General features: G+C 58.3%; 9 protein-coding genes. 6 read left to right on the top strand and 3 right to left on the bottom strand.

Features of this window, described 5'->3' with window-relative positions; genetic code table 11:
* Positions 1-3 precede the first annotated feature (3 nt).
* From ABIE62_RS05310 to ABIE62_RS05320, 3 genes are read right to left on the bottom strand one after another with little or no spacing between them, the layout of a single operon-like run.
* On the bottom strand, positions 4-312 hold the full coding sequence (locus ABIE62_RS05310) for a DUF5818 domain-containing protein (protein ID WP_354324199.1): 309 nt from the start codon (positions 310-312) through the stop codon (positions 4-6).
* Positions 303-728, bottom strand: coding sequence for a thermonuclease family protein (locus tag ABIE62_RS05315; protein WP_354324201.1), 426 nt, complete (start codon positions 726-728; stop codon positions 303-305). Before ABIE62_RS05315 ends, ABIE62_RS05310 begins: the two co-directional genes overlap by 10 nt.
* A 12-nt stretch (positions 729-740) precedes the next feature.
* On the bottom strand, positions 741-1,385 hold the full coding sequence (locus tag ABIE62_RS05320) for a S24 family peptidase (RefSeq protein WP_354324203.1): 645 nt from the start codon (positions 1,383-1,385) through the stop codon (positions 741-743).
* A 543-nt stretch (positions 1,386-1,928) separates the two neighbouring features.
* Between ABIE62_RS05320 and zorA the strand changes: the two genes are divergently transcribed.
* From zorA to ABIE62_RS05350, 6 genes are all read left to right on the top strand, one after another.
* Positions 1,929-3,854 carry an anti-phage ZorAB system protein ZorA gene (zorA, locus tag ABIE62_RS05325; RefSeq protein ID WP_354324204.1) on the top strand — a complete coding sequence of 642 codons (1,926 nt, stop codon included), beginning with the start codon at positions 1,929-1,931 and terminating at the stop codon, positions 3,852-3,854.
* On the top strand, positions 3,854-4,582 hold the full coding sequence (locus ABIE62_RS05330) for an OmpA/MotB family protein (RefSeq protein WP_354324206.1): 729 nt from the start codon (positions 3,854-3,856) through the stop codon (positions 4,580-4,582). The genes zorA and ABIE62_RS05330 overlap by 1 nt, the downstream gene beginning before the upstream one ends.
* Positions 4,579-5,976 (top strand): EH signature domain-containing protein, encoded by a 1,398-nt coding sequence (locus tag ABIE62_RS05335; RefSeq protein ID WP_354324207.1) that lies wholly within the window; start codon positions 4,579-4,581, stop codon positions 5,974-5,976. Before ABIE62_RS05330 ends, ABIE62_RS05335 begins: the two co-directional genes overlap by 4 nt.
* Positions 5,970-9,728 carry an SNF2-related protein gene (locus ABIE62_RS05340; protein WP_354324209.1) on the top strand — a complete coding sequence of 1,253 codons (3,759 nt, stop codon included), beginning with the start codon at positions 5,970-5,972 and terminating at the stop codon, positions 9,726-9,728. The genes ABIE62_RS05335 and ABIE62_RS05340 overlap by 7 nt, the downstream gene beginning before the upstream one ends.
* 99 nt (positions 9,729-9,827) lie before the next feature.
* Positions 9,828-13,127, top strand: a complete 3,300-nt coding sequence (locus ABIE62_RS05345) for an STY4851/ECs_5259 family protein (protein ID WP_354324210.1) — start codon at positions 9,828-9,830, stop codon at positions 13,125-13,127.
* Positions 13,117-19,077 carry a DEAD/DEAH box helicase family protein gene (locus tag ABIE62_RS05350; RefSeq protein ID WP_354324211.1) on the top strand — a complete coding sequence of 1,987 codons (5,961 nt, stop codon included), beginning with the start codon at positions 13,117-13,119 and terminating at the stop codon, positions 19,075-19,077. The genes ABIE62_RS05345 and ABIE62_RS05350 overlap by 11 nt, the downstream gene beginning before the upstream one ends.
* The last annotated feature ends 50 nt before the right edge of the window (positions 19,078-19,127 follow it).

The raw sequence follows: 19,127 nt of genomic DNA on the forward strand, positions 1-19,127 counted from the left end.
AATTCAGATCAGGACTTTGATCAGCCAGCCAAGCATGGCTGCGTACCCACCAAGCACCAGAGCTCCCACAAGCAGCGCCTCCCATTTGATGGCTCGTAATTTCGGGCGGGGTTCGTTGGTGGGCCACACAGCTTCGCACATGATTTCATTGAAACCTGTGCGCTGCCCCAAGACATTCACGTCACGCCCGATCAGAGATGCTGCGCCAGTGGGGGTGATGAGCTTCCACTCCCCCCCATCCACGCAGAGCACGAGATCGTGATTTCTCTTATTTAGCCGACCGGAGAGGTTTATCTCGGAGCCTAACGGCATGCTGGACCTTTCCAGTAGCGGTCCCAACGCAGCACCGTGCGCGTGCGGATCATGGCACAGGACAGATCGGCGCCATTTGGTAGGCTGCACCAAGCTGCCGTCCGATTTCCTCCCGCTGAACCTTCAGACCGACAGGTGAGTGTGGGGCCGTTGACAAGCACATGTCCGGTTGAGGCTGTTCCGCGCGCACCGCCGAGGATTTGAACCAGCGCATCGCGCGCTTCGATGGCAGAGCTTTGCGGGCACGGTTGATTGGTGCGGCAGGTGCCGTCAATTTCGCGGGCAGCAATACCGGCAATTCTCAGGCGGGGACCTTCCTGGCACCAAACCGGCCCGTCGCCATCCCAGACATGGGTCGGTGTGCAGGTAAAGGTTTGCCCTGCGGCAACCACGGATGCGGCGAGAAGTGTAAGCATTTCAACGCAGCCTTAGCGCAGTGCGCGGCCAAACCAAAGCACGCGGCCGACAATATTAAGCGCGCGCCTTTCAAGTCCGGGCCAACTTGGGAAGGTGGGATTGTCGCTGAGGACTGATACGCGCTTGCCCTGCGGTTCGATCGCGATGCGTTTGACGCTCAGCATATCGTCCATGCGCAGCACATAGATGCCGTCGCGTAGCCGCGCCTGACCATCTGCAAGATCAATCATGACCTCATCGCCGTCGTGCAAGGTCGGTTCCATCGAGTCCCCGAGGACCCCGATAATCGACAGGTTCGAGGCCTTGCTCGAGGTCAGGCGGCGCAGCCATTTTTCATCGAACCCGAATTGCGCGGATTTGGATTCCATCTCGGCAAGCGCGCCGTGTCCGGCAGAAGCCTCCACGTCGAGTATCGGCACCAGCGCCAGTTCGACCACGGGGCCCGCACGGCGGGCCGGGGCGCCGAGCACCTTCTCGTCCACGCCGAAAAACCGGGCAAGGACCGCGCGGTCCTGTTCATCCAGCTGCTTCGGGCTGCCGCGCCTGATAAATTGCTGGATGTAGGCTGCGTTGCGCCCGATTAGTCTGGAGATCTCGGAATAGTTGCAGCCTCGTTTCTGGATCAATTCGTCCAGGGCTCTACGTGCATCGTCCATGCTACCGCTCCTACCTCATCCATCTAGGAAATTCGATCCTAGACTCTAGGAAGGCTCCCTAGTAAGAACATATCAGGAACACAAGCAAAATGCGAGTCGTTGGTGATGGAGCTACTGGAGCAAATCGAGGCCTATCTTGAGGAGAGTGGGGTGTCGCCCAGCACCTTTGGCCGAATGTCTGTCGGCGACCCACGACTTGTTGCTGACCTGAAAGCAGGGCGTCGTCCGCGGCAGAGAACGCAAGATCGGTTAACAAGCTTTCTTGACGGCGCGGGAATCCCACATCCAAACGAAGCTGCAGATATCAAGACCGATTAGTGGAGCTTCGCAAGGCTGCTTGCCAGCAACGAAACTCCTTTCGAGAAAATTGAGTTATTCTGGGAATTTGAGGGTTGCTCGTCGCATCGTGACTTGGCGTAAGCTGCACGGTTCGATACCACTAGAGACCTCGAGCTCCTTCCTCGGGCGTACCTCGTAAGCTCGCCTTACCTGCGCACCGTTTACTTGGAGCTCCAAATCACTCGATGTGTTCAAGGGGGCTCCGTGGAAATTACAGAATGGCTCGGTCAGGGTCTGATTTATTTCTTCACCGAGATTCCGCTTATCGGTGACGCGATGGCTGCGTTTCTGGCGATCGTGTTGATAGGAACCGCCTTCGCGATATCGTATAGATATCAAAGCAAATATCACGCACCGCTGGCAGAAGCGATTGACGCGCGTGTCCGACTGCTCGACGAAGTGACTGGCGGCAGCATGACCGATGTCGATGAAGCGCGCATAGGCTTTGCAAGGCGCTTCCACGATATCGATGCACAGATGATGGATGCAAGTCACGCCGAGGCGATGCCACTTCGCAGGACCTGGGAAGAGTATCGGGAGACCATCGTCGATCCATCAGCCGATATTTTGCAGAATTCAGCGAGGCCTGAACATTTCTTTGTGAGCCTCGGAGACCGCCATCGCGGATTAAACTGGTTTGCGAATATCTTTATTGCAATCGGACTGCTGATCACTTTCCTTGGCATTATTGCAGCCCTGTCGACCCTCGACTTCAGCGGCGGTGTCGACGTCATGCAGGAACGTCTTAATGAACTCATGAAGGTCGCAGGCGCTAAGTTTTGGGCCTCGGTCGGCGGTATCGTGGCTTCGATCGTCCTGCGCTCTTACGATTATCGTTTTGGCAAACGCATTGACGACGGTCTTTCCATGCTTTGCGACAAGCTTGAGCATGGCATGGCCTATCTGCCACCGCAGCGCATCGCGAGCGATCAGCTTGAGCAGCTGAAAGAGCAGACTCCGGCTCTCAGGACCTTCTCAGAGCAATTGGCGGCTGCACTCGATGGTGCGCTGGAGAAACAGATGGCGCCAATGATCACCCATCTGGGTTCTATCCAGCAGGGCATCGACAAGATCAGCGGTGGCGGCGGTGAGGCCGTCCGGGATGCAATCGCATCGAGCGCGGGCGCCGAAATGGCGGGCCTTGCGAACGCCATCGGGGCGATGACCGCGTCCATGGCTTCGATGTCAGACCGACTGGAGAAGCAGACGGGTGAGGCTGACCGGCAAATTGAAGAGGCGGTACGCCGGTTTTCCCAAGCCTCCGAAGAGATGCGCACTGCGTTCGGCGAGCTTAACCGGAATTTTGGCGTGGTTGCCGACCGCATGCGAGAGGAAAACGAGCAGGCAAGCGCACTGGCACGCCAACGCATGGATGAGCTCCTCAGCAGCCTTGGCTCCACCCTTGACGACATGAAGGCAGGCCTGGCTGCGGCGGCCACTCAACTTGGCGAAGCATCGAGCAACGCCGCAAATGACGCGGCTCGCATTGGCCAGGAGGCAATGGAAAGATCCTTCGCGGAGTTCGTGGAACGCTTTAACGGAGCAGGCGCGCCGCTAGTCACGAGCATGAAGGACGCCGGCAGTGCAATTTCTGTTTCAGCTGATCGGCTATCTTCCGCTCAGACTGCGATCGGCGACCACGCAAGGGCCATCGAGCAGGTCGCCGCTCGCTCGAACGATCTGGCCACAGCATTCGGAACTGTTGCCAATGATGTGGAAGCGGCGGCCGGTCCAGTCCGCCAGTCTGCGGTATCAATTGCCGAAGCCGTGAAATCGGTTGAAGCTGTTGTCACGAAGAATGCGCAGTCGTCCGAAAGTGCCCGTGAAGAGATGCGGCAGCTCGCCGTATCGTTGAGCCAGACGGCGGCCGCTGCCTCCTCTGCCTGGTCTGAGTATCGGGCCAGATTCGAGGAAGTCGATCGATCACTCGGAGCCGCGCTTGAGAAGATCACCGATGCGGCAGGAAGTCACGCGACGAACCTTAATGAACGCGTTGGCCAAGTCGATCGTGCCCTTGGCGAGGGAGTTGCGCAGCTGGCCGGTGCGCTTGAGCCGCTTACAAACCTGCGGGACACTGTTGAGGAGCTAGCCGGAATTCTTGCGAACCAGAGCAGGGAAGCAGCTGAATAATGGAAGGCACCGTTCGCAGAAGACCTCCTGAAGAGGGGGAAAGCTACTTCATGTCGATGACAGACATGATGGTAGGCCTCCTGCTCATCTTTATCATCCTACTGGCTTACTTCGCACTGAATTTGCAGTCGAAGACTGAGGAGCTGACGGGCGCAAATCGAACCCGAGCAGAAATCCTCAATGACCTTCAGCAGTCGTTGAAGGACAAGGGTCTGCAGGTGGAAATCGATACGAAGACGGGCGTGCTGCGTCTGCCAGACGACGTGCTCTTCGACAAAGGCCGCTGGGAGCTGAACGACTTAGGGCAGGCCGCAATCAGCAAAGTCGCCAGCGCCATGGTAGAGGTTCTCCCCTGCTACACCACGTCGGACCTTTGCAAAGATGAGCGCTCCAAGCACCTCATCGACGCCGTCTTTGTTGAGGGACATACTGATTCCGATGCAATGTACGGAGGGATGAACAACTATGGCCTTTCGGTCCGAAGGGCCGAGACGACATTCACCATGCTTCAGCTCAATCAGCCGGCCCTACGAGAGTTCCTAAACAGGCCAGCTGGAGAGCCAGGTTCTGCACCAATCCTGGGTTTGAGCGGCTACGGACCGGATCGACCTATCGCACAAGGTGATAGCGAGGCCGCAAAAAAGCGTAATCGGCGGATCGATTTGCGGTTTTTAATGACCACACCCAGTGCCGGGTTGGACAAAGACATTTTAAGGCAGAAGCCATGAGCTTTCTGCGCGCAGCAATCGATCGGATGGACGCACTCGCCTCTGCCGGGCTTGCAAAGCCCCCGACGACGAAACCTGACTTACAACGGCAGCTTGCCAAGCTTGACGAGAGCATCGGTGAGGCTGAGCCCGTTGTAGAGTTGAAACCCTTTCTGCGCAGCGCGGCCGAGAAGAGCGCAGAGGCGCTTCCGCGCTTTAAGCTCAACCGGGTTCTGCGCGGGGCATGGTGCGATCCGGAGTTCGATACGCTTGGGTCAGCTGCTCTCGACCGGGCCCTCGCGGACCAACGGCGCAGTTCCGATCAAGCCATGATCGATGGTTATCTCACCTATTTTCCTTTCGGCCGGCCAATCATGGAGAAGCTCGCAGGGGCAGCCTCGAGCGCTGCCCAGCGGCACGAGTGGGCATGGCGAGAGAGGTCTCGGAACTGGAACCTATTTGCTCCCTCGCATGGTCCGGCAAAGGTGGCCCAAGCTTTGGTCACCCGCGATCACGATGAGATCTTCCAGCTGATGCGGGAAGTCGGATTGGGAGGAAATTTGGCGGCGAGCGGCTTTGGACAAGCAACCTTCGCCCGATTTTGCATTGCGACTGCAGAGTTGGCGCCTGGCAAGGCAGTCCAGGCACAGCGGAGCCTCTTGCGGCTCTTCGACCAAGAGGCGCTCGCAGGACAGATTGAGCTCGTCGTGCGCGCGCTGCTGGAACCTTGGGTCAATGAAAAGCCCGAGCCCGAGCATCGCAAGGCCATTTCCGGGTTTCTGCTCGACCAGGTTGGTGACCCGCGCCTTCAGCGGCCACGCTGGGAGAGGATTATTCGGTCTCTGGCCGAAAGCATTGGTGAAGAACGCGCACTAACAATCACACAGGTCTTCAAGCGCTGGCTCACAGAAGTCGCAATGCGCGAATTCTTTCGGGCTATCGCCAAGACAACTGATCGGCCCGATCAATGGGCGCAACGTGAAAAGTTCTGGATGGCCTATCTCGACGCAGGCTTGGTTAGTGACGCGTGGCCAGCCCTTGGCATCCGCGCGCGCAACCAGATCGAAGATATCATTCGGCAAAGTGGCGAACGCCCGGAATACGGCATCATCCGAGGAGGGCCTCCGTCCTCTTCCTCGATCATCATGCAGATCGGTGATCTCAGGATTTCTGAATGGAGCGACAATGGGTTATGTAGATTTTGGGCGAGTGATGATGGCAAGGCACCTGGCCTGTATCTAAAATATTACGAAGGTGGCAGCCTTAGGGTAATGACCGGTCGTAGTGACTTTGAACACGCCATGCACAGCTCAAGTTGGCAGGGAAAGTTTGCCGCTCTAATATTCCGAAGAACTTCGATTCAACATCCAGAGTTGGGTCGAGGGACAGTTCGCAGTTGGAATAGCCGGTGGTAGATACAAAGTTCATCGCGACCCAGAAGAGCGATGGCCGCGAGGCCATTACGCTCTTACGCGATCTGCCGGGTGGGCTGTTCAAGCGGGCGTCGAGCGAAACTGTACCGGTCACCGATTGGCCGAGATTTGCTCCAGAGGCTGGTCAGGCGGCGTTGGCGCTCGCCCGCTCATTCGATCAAGAGGGACAAATTCTCGAAGAGGAAGGGGAGATAATCCTTCCCCCTCATATTGCCGCGCAATTGGACGAGTCCGATGCCTTTGCGCTCGGCTTCCCGCCCACCACGCCGCTGACCCTTCAGCTGAATTCGACCGGATCGCTCGCGGAGGGTACCATTACGGTCAATCCGAAGTGGGTTCGTCGCGGCGGCGCGCCTGTTCGTGCTGATGTCGTTGGCGCTCGTGTCCGAGAAGGCGGGCGGGTTAGCCGCATGCCTGAACCAATGTTTTCCGTGTTCCAAGCTGCACAAGGCGTAAAGTCGGCAACTGAGTTCGACGAGCGAAGAGCGGCCTTTGCAGAGCTCCGCGCACTGCTTGGCGATAAAATGGGCGCAGGGATAGAAGCCGATGGTTTCCTCGAACGCATTCGCATAGCTTATGCTGCCAACTTCTCGTTGAACGCGAAGACCGATCACGGTCGCTTCGACTTCGATCCCGTGCTCTTCTCGCGACACGTGGGGGAGACCTCCGAGGGCGACCTCGTTGATGAGCGTGAAGCGTCATTGCTGACCCCGCAGGACAACGCGCACTTCCAACTCAGATTTCGGAGCCAGGAAGGAGGACGCCGCAGTTATCTCCTTTCAGACGGAACGCTGCTTTTCCTTGACCCATTGCTGGGCAAGGCGCTCGACGTAGTCCGTAAAAAACAGGCCGGAAGCTCACAGGAAAAGCGGGAGTTCCTGCGCTCACCTCAGCGGGTTTTGCGCGAAGAACTGAAGCTCGATGCTACCGGCGATGACGAAGCGGCCGACCGCCTGTTCATAGAAACGCAGCAGTTCTCGGAGCGGGTCAGCGGGATCGAGGTCTGGCAAAAGCCGGTCCTGCCCTGGATAAAACCGAAACCCAACAGCTGGCTGCCTGAAAGCTTTGGCCTGCGGATCGGTGATCCACCGGATGCGCGCCACATCCCGCTGGCTCCCGGCGAGGCCGAAGTGCTCGTTGGCGAAATCGAAACAGCCATCGAAACAGGGAACGAGACCGTCGCATGGCGCGACGAGAGGATTCCCGCTACCACAGCGACCCTCCAGGCAACGCGCGGGATTGCCGATCTTGAACGGGAAATTGCCGCAGAAGCAGGCGGCCGTTCGCAATCTGAGAGTGAACGTGAACCGGTCGAGACCTTCTTCCTGCAGGTCGGAGAGAATTTTGAGCAGCTCGATTATGCCCGTTTGCCTCGGGCACAGTTTGTTCACGAATCATTCGAGGTTCCGGCGCTTCCAAAAGGACTGAAGTCCGAGCCAAAGCCTCATCAGTGTGATGCGTTTGCCTGGCTGACGGAAGCGTGGGAACGTAGGTTGCCGGGCGTCCTGCTCGCCGATGATATGGGATTGGGGAAGACATTCCAGGCACTCATGTTCCTGCTATGGTTGCGGTCCAAATCGGCGCATCCCAAACCCGTCCTAATCGTCGCCCCGACAGGGTTGCTGAGGAACTGGCAGGCTGAACTGGCACAGCACGTGGAGGCCGGCCTCATCGGGCCCGTGATCGAAGCGTTCGGCACAAATCTACGCAATTATCGACTGGAGGCTGGAAGCGATATCCGCGGCGGCACCTCTCGGCTAGATTCCAGTGCGTGGGAAGGCGCAGGGATCGTTCTTACGACCTACGAGACGATGCGCGACTATCACATGAGCTTCGCACGCATCCCGTTTGACGCGATCGTATACGACGAAATCCAAAAGCTTAAAAATCCGGCCAGTCAAATGACTCGGGCAGCCAAAGCGCTTAACGGCCGCCTGCAAATTGCAATGACTGGTACACCGGTTGAGAACCGCCTTCAGGATCTCTGGTCAATCGCAGACACCGTGTATCCGGGCTTCCTCGGATCAAGCCGGGAGTTCGAAAGCTGCTACCCCGCCAACGATCTGGAACGTCTTGAAGACCTACAGCGGCGCTTAGTCGAGCGTGACGACGACCTCCCCCCTTTCATGCTGAGGCGCATGAAGGACGAAATTCTCACCGGTCTGCCAAAAAAGACAGCCCGCAAATACTCGGTCGAAATGCCGCCTGTCCAAGCTCAGGCCTATGACCTCGTGCTGGCAAGAGCTCGCGCGCTTCGTGAAAGCGGAGAACAAGGCGCGATGCTCAAAGTACTGCACATGTTGCGCGGCACGTCGCTTCATCCTTCGGCGCCGCGAGGCGTCACCGACATTGGTGCCTATGTCGCCCAGTCGGCTCGCCTGACAAAAACGTTCGAGATTCTGGCTGACCTCAAAGAGCGCGGCGAGAAAGTCCTATTGTTCTGCGAAGATCTGGAAATGCAGGCCTTCTTGGCCATGGCCATCCAGGAGCACTTTGACTTGCCTCACAGGCCGATGTGCATCAGCGGAAAGGTAGCCGGGCACAAGCGGCAAGAGATGGTGAACGCATTTCAGGCCTCCCCGTCTCCCTTTGATGTTCTCATCCTGTCCCCCAAAGCAGGCGGAGTTGGCCTCACGATCACCGCCGCCAATAACGTAATCCACCTCTCGCGTTGGTGGAATCCGGCGGTGGAAGATCAGGCAACTGACCGCGCCTACAGGATCGGTCAGACTCGTCCGGTCACGATACACATCCCGATGGCCATTCATCCGGATGAGGCGATCGGTCCGTCGAGCTTCGACCAGCGCCTTGATGTTCTGATGGAGCGCAAGCGCTCACTGAGTCGTGGTCTGTTGATGCCACCCGAGAGCGAGCGAGACGTCGAGGACTTGCTTGCCGATGTGCTCGATGGGAAGCGGGCCGAGCAGCAGGAGCAGTCTTCAACTGGTCCCATGAAGAGTTCCCCATCCTCAGGTGAGGGGATCATTTACGCTAGTGAGCGCCCCGCTTCCTCGGAGGCGCAGATCAAGCATGAGAGGCTCGACTTGCCGTCAGCCGAGTCTCTGCCTAGCGGGCCCAAGGAGGCAGCAACTCCAGCTTCGGCTGCAAGGCAAGAGGCGCAACCCAGGGAAGAGGCTGAGGACTTCTCGCCAGCGAAGATCGACCGGCCCGCAGTTGGTCGTCCGATCCTCTCGGTGCGATCTCCTATCGAAGCCGCAGAAGCGCGAGCCTCCTACGTTCAGCGAGTGGTCTTCGAGCAGTATGGTCAGCGAGACTGGACCATCTTTGAGCAATATGCCCGCGACGCGCATATCACGCTGCTGGAAATCCAGGATCCGTATTGCTGCGCCGATGGACAAGCGCGCGGGCGGCTTATCAATTTCATAGGTCGCTTTGGTCAGCTCGCCTCAGAAATCACATCTGTCCATATCGTGACCTTTGATGCGGATTCGGTTCAGACCCGAGAACCCGAAGGTACGAACGACCAAAGAAAAGACCTTGAGCAACGCTGGGAACGCATGCTCGCTTCCGTGCCGTTGCGCCTCGTGCAAAAATCACGCCGTTCGGCAGGCGATCTGCACGACCGCTATGTCAAAGCACATCTTTCCAGCGGAGGCTGCGTGATCTGGGATTTGGGACGAGGAATTGATGGCATCATGAACGCGAAGTGGTCGTGCGTGGTCAACGCCTTCTACGATGACGCCCAGCCGCGCTCCTACGCTGTAAACTCGTGAACCTGGCTTCTATCATTGAATCTAAAGCTTTAAGCGTCATCAGTCGGCAAACAGTGAGTGAATGACATCAGTTAGCGCTGAATGTGCGGGGGCAATTCGTTGATCCAGGAACGCGATTACAAGGCTGAGATCGAAGCCGCGCGCGAAAATCCCGTTCAGCTACGCAAGATCGCTGCCGACATTCACCAAGCGGGTGGCCCGCAAATTCTCATGATCCGGGCAATCCAGCTCGCAAAAGCTGCCGAAGCCGGTCCTCATCCGCTTGGTAAAGTGAGCGAAGCTCTGGGCCTGCCGAGGCCGAGTGGCCTGCCACTTTACCGCTATAAGCTAGCGCCTGGAACATTCGAGCGCATTGAGAGAAAGTTGTCGACGGGTCTGCAATCCGAACTGCAACATCCCGCCCTTGCCCCTGCATTTGTTCTCTGGGCCGCAGACTGGTTTCGCCGTTCATATCAGGGCGGGCTTCAGCGGTGGGCGGATATCGAAAATGCCTTAGGACTGCGGCTACCTCAGGATGTTTGGCGCGACCTTACAGACAAGGGGTTCCGCGTCTGGAAAATTGAACCTCTGATCACCAACCATGGGAATCAGCGGCTGTCCAACCTTGCGCGTCATGGCGGATTTCCGGCCGCCGCGATGGCAAACGGAGCAAGCTGGCCCAGAAAGTTTCTCGAACGGGTGATTGGCGAGCTTCTGGGCTCAGACGCGCAAGACATCGGTTCTGCTGTCGTCACTTGCGAGAGGAACGAATACCTGCTCCCGCCGATTTGGCGTAGTCCGGAGATGTACGCAATCTGCGGTGAGCTGGCACTCAAGATCGTGGAGTTGCGGGCTTTCGCTGACAAGGAAGGCCCCGCAGACGACCGCCCCTACTCAGCGCGTCTGGACGAAGCCTACGAAGACTGGCGCGATGAGCTGCCAATGACTTTGGACGGGGCGGCGGCGGCTTTGATCGATACGCTGCTGGAAGCGAAAAAGCTCTCAGGCAGCGGCAGCATCCGCATTGCGCGGGTCATGTCTGCAGATGGTGAAGATTGGCGAGAGTGCCTCGAATTCCATCTCGACGGGCGATGGGACGATAAAAATCAGTTGCTTTCACCAGAGCATCACAGTCGCATATTTCTGCAGCCATCTGATGGTTTGGCTGACAGAATTTCCGGCAGACTTGCTTACCTTGAGCACGAGGATGCGAACCGCTGGATCGCCAGACCGATGCGAAGCGAAGCCGCAATCGCGTTTCCATTCGAACTTCCCGTAACGGCTGAATTTCATGCGCGCGGCGATCGGCTGACACGCAGTTTTGTACTCCCTGGCGGCAAGCCCGTGGGCGCGGGGCTGCGTGTGTTCGAACGACGCGGCACAGATGACCAACGCCCAGCCTTTGCTCTGATTGGTCAGGGCTCCGGCGCCTTCCGGGCGGAGCCTGTTTTTATCGATGCTCCTCAGGACTGGTCGTTGCGAGGAAAGGACGGCAACGCCGAGATCGAGGTCGAAGACTTTGCTTTTGCGCCAGGACGCTGTCTTTATAGGTGTGCGGGCACAATCATCGCTCGGAAGAACAACGGGGACCGCTTCCTGATCCGCACCGGGCAAAGCGCAGATCGCAAGGATCGGCTCTCAGTGATCGCCGAGACGGTTTCTGGGCTTCAGACGCCAGATGGCGAGCAGCTCTACAGGCACCCGCTCCATGCGCAAGTGTCGGACGGCGTTTCACGCCGCGTTGCCTCTCGCGGCGAGGTTCGTTGGCGGATTGCCGGCGACCGTGAATGGTGTGAAAATCTGGACGCTGCGGGACCAGGCTTGTGTGAATTTGCGTGGCTCGATGGATCAACAGGCCATGTGCGCGATCGGCTGACCGCCTTCGTGCTGCCCGCTGCCTTTGCGCTCACCCAGCGGAACAACGGGACTTTTGCCGAAATAGAACTGAACGGTTGGGACGGTGAATCTGCCCTTGGCGCAGAAACACCCTGCTCAAGGCACAGCTGGAGGATCCGGATTGATCCGCCACGCCGGGCGTTGCTGACTTTGCGCTTGGCTTCCGCGTTTGCTCCTGCCTTCGATCTGATAGTTCCGATTCGATCAAAGGAATGGCTCACAACATGGGACGGAGATCTACTTCCGCGCGACGCAGTTTTGGGCCTTGCCGATCTTCGTGACGCAGTGGCACGCGTGCCGTCAACGTCGACTCTTTTGGGAGAAGTGCGCCAACATACTGGTGCTGCATTAGAGGCAAGCTGGCGGATCGACAGTCAACTTGGTCTCTCGGCCCTGCGAACAGATATTGCAGCACTGATGCGCCCCCTTGGCATCGATGCCCAGGTCCGGCTCGATTTTCATAACGGGAGCAACGACCACTGGTATGTCACCGAGTTTGGGAATGCCCTCGAACGGGAGCCAAACGGAGGGTTGCGTCCAAAAACAGCGATAGTCGGGGAGGATGTTAAAGTCTGCGGACGGTCCCTCGGGACTCCGGAGATAGAAGTAGAATTTGGCAGTTACGACGGCCTGCAGAGCGGACTTGGTGGGCAAATGATTCACTTGCCGCGTCTCAAAGGTGATTGGCTGGTCTACCTCCGTGAGGGTGCTCGCGTTCTTACGCGACCCAAGTTTGTCGCAGGTGACCCCGATCACGAAGTTCCGCAACACCGGCTCGGAAGAGCAATGGCCCAACCGCTCGAACTGGCTCGGGAGGATTTACAAGCACTCGTCAGTGAAATTGTTCAAAATCCGACTACGACAGATGCTAACCAGACGATACAAGCCGTCTTAAAGCTCGCCCTGTCACTCGACGGACTCCCGCCCCAGACTTTCGAAATATTCGGCCAATTTGAGCAAGCGGGGGCATTGGCCCCGCTGCTACTCTACCGCTGCGAAGAACAACACCTGTCGACCATTCTCGAATTGTTCGATGGTCTTTGCTCAAGCTGGGTTCTCTTGCCTTATGGAGCATGGGATTCTGCTTTCCAGGCTCAGGGGCACTATCTTGTTAGCCGCCTGGATGATCCCCAATGGGCGATAACGAGGCTAACAGAACGGCAGAATGAAATCGCTGCGCGTGCGCCGCAGTTAGCACCGCTGATTTGTCGCGATTTTTCCCCGGTGACTTGGGAGGAGGTGCGCAGTCACTTCACCGGGCACACCAGCGAGGGCATCAGCACAGACGCGGCTGGCTTCAACCCTTTCCGTCCCGCCTTTCGCGACCTGCTCCCGCAAGAAAACTTCCTCGAATCCCTGATGCGGGTCCTTGACGCGCCATTTGCCGCAGCCTTCGCGGCGATGGGTCGCATCACGCTCGACAAGATTCAAATTCTTACGGTGAAAGACGTCGAGCGACGTCATCTCGCATATTTTTCAAAAGCCTATGGCTACGCCCTCACGGAGCTCAAGAATGACCGCTGATCATGTCTCCCAGCCTGCTCGTCTATCGCCGATGGATGTCCATCGGCGCTTGCAGGCTGGTCTCGCAGAGGCGGTCGTGTCTCGGGCTGGCATTAGGCATGAGGGCCTCAATGCCTTCCTTCGGCACCATCTCGCAGGCACTGATCTCTCCAACGGAGCCCTGCTATCGGAACAGCTCTTTCAGGCGGCACCCGGCTATGTTTCATCAGGCAAACGCCCTGCCGAACTAACCCAGCTGCTCCACCCCCGAACAATTGAGGCAATCGCGCAAACGCCTGACAGCGCCTTGCGATTCGATTATCCTGCATACGCCCACCAGCTGAGAACTTGGGAGCTGCTCGGCAGTCCAGACCCTCAATCTGTTTTGGTGTCCAGTGGGACAGGTTCCGGTAAGACTGAGTGCTTCCTCGTTCCGCTGCTCGATGATCTGGTGCGTGCATCTGAAGCGGAGGGCCAGCTGACAGGCGTGAGGGCGCTCATGCTGTATCCGCTTAACGCGCTGATCGCGAGCCAGGAAAAGCGCCTCACGGCCTGGACGAAGCCGCTCAAGGGCGATGTACGCTTCGCTCTCTACAATGGCATGATGGGGACGGCGCGGAAATCAAGCCGCGACAAGGCCGAACACGAAATCCCACATCAGGTTCTCTACCGCGAAACTCTTCGCGCGAACCCGCCACCAATCCTGGTCACGAACCAGACGATGCTTGAATACATGACGATCCGGCGCGAGGATCGTCCCATACTCGATGCCTCACGCGGAAAGCTGCGCTGGATCGTGATTGACGAGGCGCATAGCTACATCGGTTCGGCGGCTGCGGAGCTCTCACTGTTGCTGCGCCGCGTCATGAATGCGTTTGACGTGACGCCCGATCAAGTGCGCTTCGTGGCGACGTCAGCTACGATTGGGTCGGCCGATGAAGCGGAGGCGGTCGCTTCATTGCAGCGGTTCTTGTCCGATATCGCCGGCGTTCCCCTTGATCGCACGCATGTGGTGATCGGTAAGCAGCAACCGGTCGATCTTTCGAAGGTACTGACTGCATCGGACGATCCGGCAGCCAGCGCAGTGGCTGAGATGCTCGAACAAAAGCCGCAGACGATCAAGATGCTGTCGTCCATGACAGCGTCCGCCGAAAAGATCCTTCTCGACCTGTCTGCGCACAATGCCCAAGAAATGAGGCCGATTTTGCCAATGCGCGCGCACAGCTTCACGCGCGCCATTCCTGGCCTTTGGACTTGCATCAACCACGACTGCACGGGGGGGACACGTCCAAAAGACTGGCCATTCGGCCCCATCCTTTTCGATCAGAAGGACAATTGCCCCCACTGCCAATCACTTGTTTTCGAGATCCACAGCTGTCCCGACTGTGGCGAGCCCTTCCTCCCTGCCGACGACCTCGGGGACCGGATCTTGCCGCGGCAGAGCAACCAGGACACCGACGAATTTCGCGAAAACAGTTACCGCGATCGTGATCATGAGGACGACGACGAGGAAGCGCAGCAAGCAGATGGGATCGCGCATGCTCGCCTGATCACAGTCAACGCGCCGGCACAGGGGACCCCTGTAGGATTTGAGGTGATCACCGGAGAATTGAACGATAGCGAAAACCGGTTTTCGATTACGCAGCTAAACGAAGGGCGCTGTCCTGCCTGCCTCAGCAGCAAACGCCACGGACGGCCTGCAATGCTGCCCTTCCGCTTTGGCACCCCGTTCCTGACCCAGAATGCAGCCCCAATTCTGCTCGAAGGGGTCTCTCCGCAAGATGCAGAGCATGCCCTGCCATTCGATGGTCGTCAGTTGATTAGCTTCTCCGACAGCCGACAAGGGACCGCCCGGTTCGCAGCCAACATTGAAACCAATGGCGAGCGCGGATTTGTTCGCGGCTTCATCTACCATGCCGTCCAAAAGGCAGCTCAAGGCGGCGCTCTCTCCGATAAAGACCGGCAGGAACTGCTTCAAAGGCGGGCGCGATACGCCAAATTTGTTCAAGAGGATCCGTCGTTCATAGACGACATCGCGAAGATCGACGCCGAGCTTAGTGACGGAGGTTCTGCAGGAATACCGTGGAAGGATCTGGTTGCGGCACTCGCTGCAGAGCCCGCCATTGGCATGATGGCCAAAGTCTGGGATTTGGATCGCAGCGAGCGCTTTCATGACAACCGGGAGGCACTCGCTCGCTTCATGCTTTTGCGCGAGCTCGCTCGCCGACCGCGAAATGCCAACGCGATGGAGACGCTTGGACTTGCGCGGCTCCGCTTCCCAAGCATCGAGAAAATAGGTCAGGAAAAGCTGCCCGAGGTCGTGGCCCAGAGGGGCTACACGATTCAGGATTGGCGCGATTTTCTCTATTACATGGTTGACTACCTGCGCGGTCAGTTCGCCCTTGAGGTCGACGACGGCGATGCTCGGTGGATGCCGGGACGCGCTCGCCCCCGCAATGTGATCGGCCCCGATCAACCACCGGGTGCAAAGCGCGACGTCTCTTGGCCAACGGTCAATTTGAAGGGGCGGCAGCCCGATTCCATTCTCCTGCTCGCCGCTGTCCTAAATCTGGATCTCTCCTCGCAACGGGATTGTCACGAAATCAACCAGCTCATGCGAGTGGCATGGGGTCAGCTCGAGCCGCTATTGTCGGGAGTTGGCGGAACGTACAGCCTGCGTCTCGAGAAGACTGCTGAAGTCGAGGCGGTGACCAAGGCCTGGCAGTGCCCGCTTACCCGCCGTGTTTTGCCGCGACTGGTTTTTGGCAGGTCGGCTAATCTGGTCAGCGCAGGGAAGGTTTTTGCAGGCCTGCCCGTCAGCGAAGTGGAGTTCCCGCGCCTTCCTGCGACGAGGCCATTCTCGGCGGAAGACCGCAAAAGAATAACAACGTGGCTTGATGCAAGCGAAGCGGTATCGATGCTGCGGGAGCGCGGGATCTGGATGAACTGGCACGATCAGGCCGCGCTCGCGACCCCTTATCTGCGCGCCGAGGAACATAGTGCGCAGCAACCCCCACACCGGCTGCGCGATTTTGAAGAACAGTTCAAGCAGGGCGATATTAACCTCCTCGCTTGTTCGACGACGATGGAGATGGGCGTCGACATTGGCTCGATCGAGGCGGTCATGATGACCAATGTGCCTCCTTCGATTGCCAACTACAATCAGCGTGCCGGTCGTGCGGGCAGACGAGGCCAAGGGTTTTCGACAAGCCTGACAATTGCGCGTAACACACCTCTCGATCTGGAGACTTTTGCCGATCCCGCCAGCTACCTCGCTCGCAAGCTTGCTTCGCCGCGGGTGTCTCTGGATTCGGACCGCATCGCTCAGCGCCACGCGAATGCCTATTTGCTCGCGGAGTGGTTTCGAGAGGTGGATGGTGAGTTCGCCCGTACCAAGACCGGCGACTTCTTTGGATGCAGAGCCGATCTCCAACCGTTCCAGGGCCTGGCTCCTGTGGACGCCTTTTGTGAATGGGTTCGCCTGCCGAGCACTGCACAGAAGGCGGAAGCTGGTCTTCAACGTCTACTGAAAGGTACGGGTCTCGCATTTGACAGCGAGGTCCGGGAGCACGCAGCGGCCAAATTCGAGGAAGAAGCCGCGAGCTTCCGGCAGACCTGGCAACGATTGAAGGATGATATCGATGCCCTCGATGGTCCCGCAAAGAAGGCGATCGAATTCCAGGCACGGCGCCTGTGTAAGGAATACTTGCTGAAGGAGTTGGCCAATCGCTCGTTGATCCCAGGAAGCGGCTTCCCGACAGCCGTTGTTCCGTTCGATACGTTGTGCGCAGAAACCCAGAAGGCGCAGGAGCGCTATCGCTCCGACGAGGAGGGTACCCGGGATCGTCGCTACGAATGCCCCACCCGTAACGCCGACATCGCCATACGAGAATATGCACCGGGCGCTGAGGTTGTGGTCGATGGGCTTGTCTGGAAGTCGGCAGGCGTAACCCTGAATTGGTTGAGCCCGATCGATAGCGGTCAGCGCGAGCCGCAGAACTTGCGTTGGGCCTGGTGGTGCGATCAATGTGGCGGAGCCGGCTCCGACCACCAAATGCCCGAACGCTGCGGCCATTGTGGCGAGCCGAACGTCAAGACTGAACAATTCCTCGAACCGGCAGGTTTCAGGGTCGACTGGAACGCGCAACCCCATGCGGACACCGATCAGGCTGTCTACATCGAACCGAAGTCACCAAAAGTCAGCGTCGGGGACGTCTTCTGGCAGCCTTTGTTGCAGCCGGAAACGGGTCGCATTCGCGCATCGCACGATGGCTACATCTACCACCATTCGCGCGGACCCAACGACAAGGGCTACGAGATTTGCTTGGAGTGCGGACGGGCCGGGGAAGCAGGCGCCGATGCGCTCAAGGATCACTGGCCGCTGACGCCGCGCGACCGCAAGGTCATCGATCGCTGTCCGGGTAACGATCAAGGCTACGCGATTGCGCGGCCCTTGGCCCTGGGGCATCAGGTACTGACTGACGTGGTCGAGATCCAGTTGCCAGGGCTTGAAAGCGATGGCGCGGCTTGGGCAGCAGGGGCGGCGCTGCGTGAAAGTCTCGCGCGCTGGCTCGGCATTGAGCCGCGCGAACTTGGTATCTCAGTCGCTCCACGGGAAGGCCAGTTGGGACGGCGTGTGCCCTCGATCTATCTCTTCGACGAGGCGTCGGGTGGTGCTGGATATGCGCCAAGACTACTCGACGATATCTATTATGTTTTTGAACGAGTATCTCGTGTTCTCGATTGCCCCAAGGAATGTGAAATGGGGTGTTCGGCCTGTGTTCTTGCGGCCGATCTCTACAAGCAGCAGGGTCAACTAGACCGGCGGGCAGCGTTGATCGCCGTGCAGGCTTTTCTCGCGAAAAACGCCGAACTGCCCGCGGAAGACCGCGCGGTTCCAGACGCCAAGGCAGTCAACGACGCGGCCAACGCCATTCTATTGCGCGCCCGCAGCGGAGATCGCGTCACGGTTTTTGCACCTGATGCTTTCGATCTTGCTCAGCTGTCCTCAATCAAGATGCGCTCGTTCTTCTCGTCCGCCTCAGCACGCGGCGTTCCGGTCACGCTCGTTTTAACCCCGAATTCATTGAACAATCTGGCAGAGGTGGAACGCCGGTCCCTGCGCGACGCAGCCATCCGCAATGACTTTCAGCTTGCGCTGGGCGAAGCCGAAAGAGGTCACTTCGGCAGCCATCGTATCGCCGAACTTGTCTCCCAAAACAGCGCCAAAGGCTTCTTTTCACGCGACGAAAATGCAGCGCAGCCCGGCGAGAGGTGGGGCGTTGGTGAAACACATGCTGTCGTTGCCGGTGGCGTCAATCCGCCGACGCCCTTCACTCTGATAGCTGCTGACGATCTCGAGCGCCAAGTCGCTCCCGGGGACAAAGTGGAGGTTATGCTTGGATTTGGCCAATGCCCGGTGGGGCAGTTCGGCAAACGTTTCGGCGCAAAGTTGAAGCAGCATATCGAGGCCGCAGGCGTCTGGCATGCGGGCCAGCTGGTCAGAATTTCCTATTCCGATCGCTATCTCAATGCCCCGCTGCCCATGCTTTTGTTCCTGCGGACCTGTGAGTTTCTTGCCGCCGAGCTGAAGGCTGGCGACACAGTTGAAGTCGACATCGTGGTGCAGCCATTGAAAAAGGACCGTCCACACTATCGAATCTTTGACGACTGGGAGCACGAGGACGACCGCGCGGACGTGGCGCAATTCCTAGGCGAGAAGCTCAGTCTCGACGTTGCGTTGGAAGTGACCGATACCGCCATTCACGGGCGGAAGCTCGAATTAGAATTCGCGGATGGACGCAAAGCCCTCGTGCTTCTTGATCAGGGTTTCGGGTACTGGCGTATCGTTGGTAACTTACCCCGCTATGATTTCCGCGCTGCTCCAGCTGCACAAGCTGGCGACCTTTATCGATCAAATGCTGCGGTGTCGGGGACTGGGGAAAGCTATTTTGCTGTGGCGCGTCGGTGAGGCATCAGCCTAATGGATGGCGGTGGTTGCCTCCACATCGATGATCACTG

The sequence above is a fragment of the Porphyrobacter sp. MBR-155 genome (genome assembly GCF_040547625.1).
Taxonomy (GTDB): Bacteria; Pseudomonadota; Alphaproteobacteria; order Sphingomonadales; family Sphingomonadaceae; genus Erythrobacter.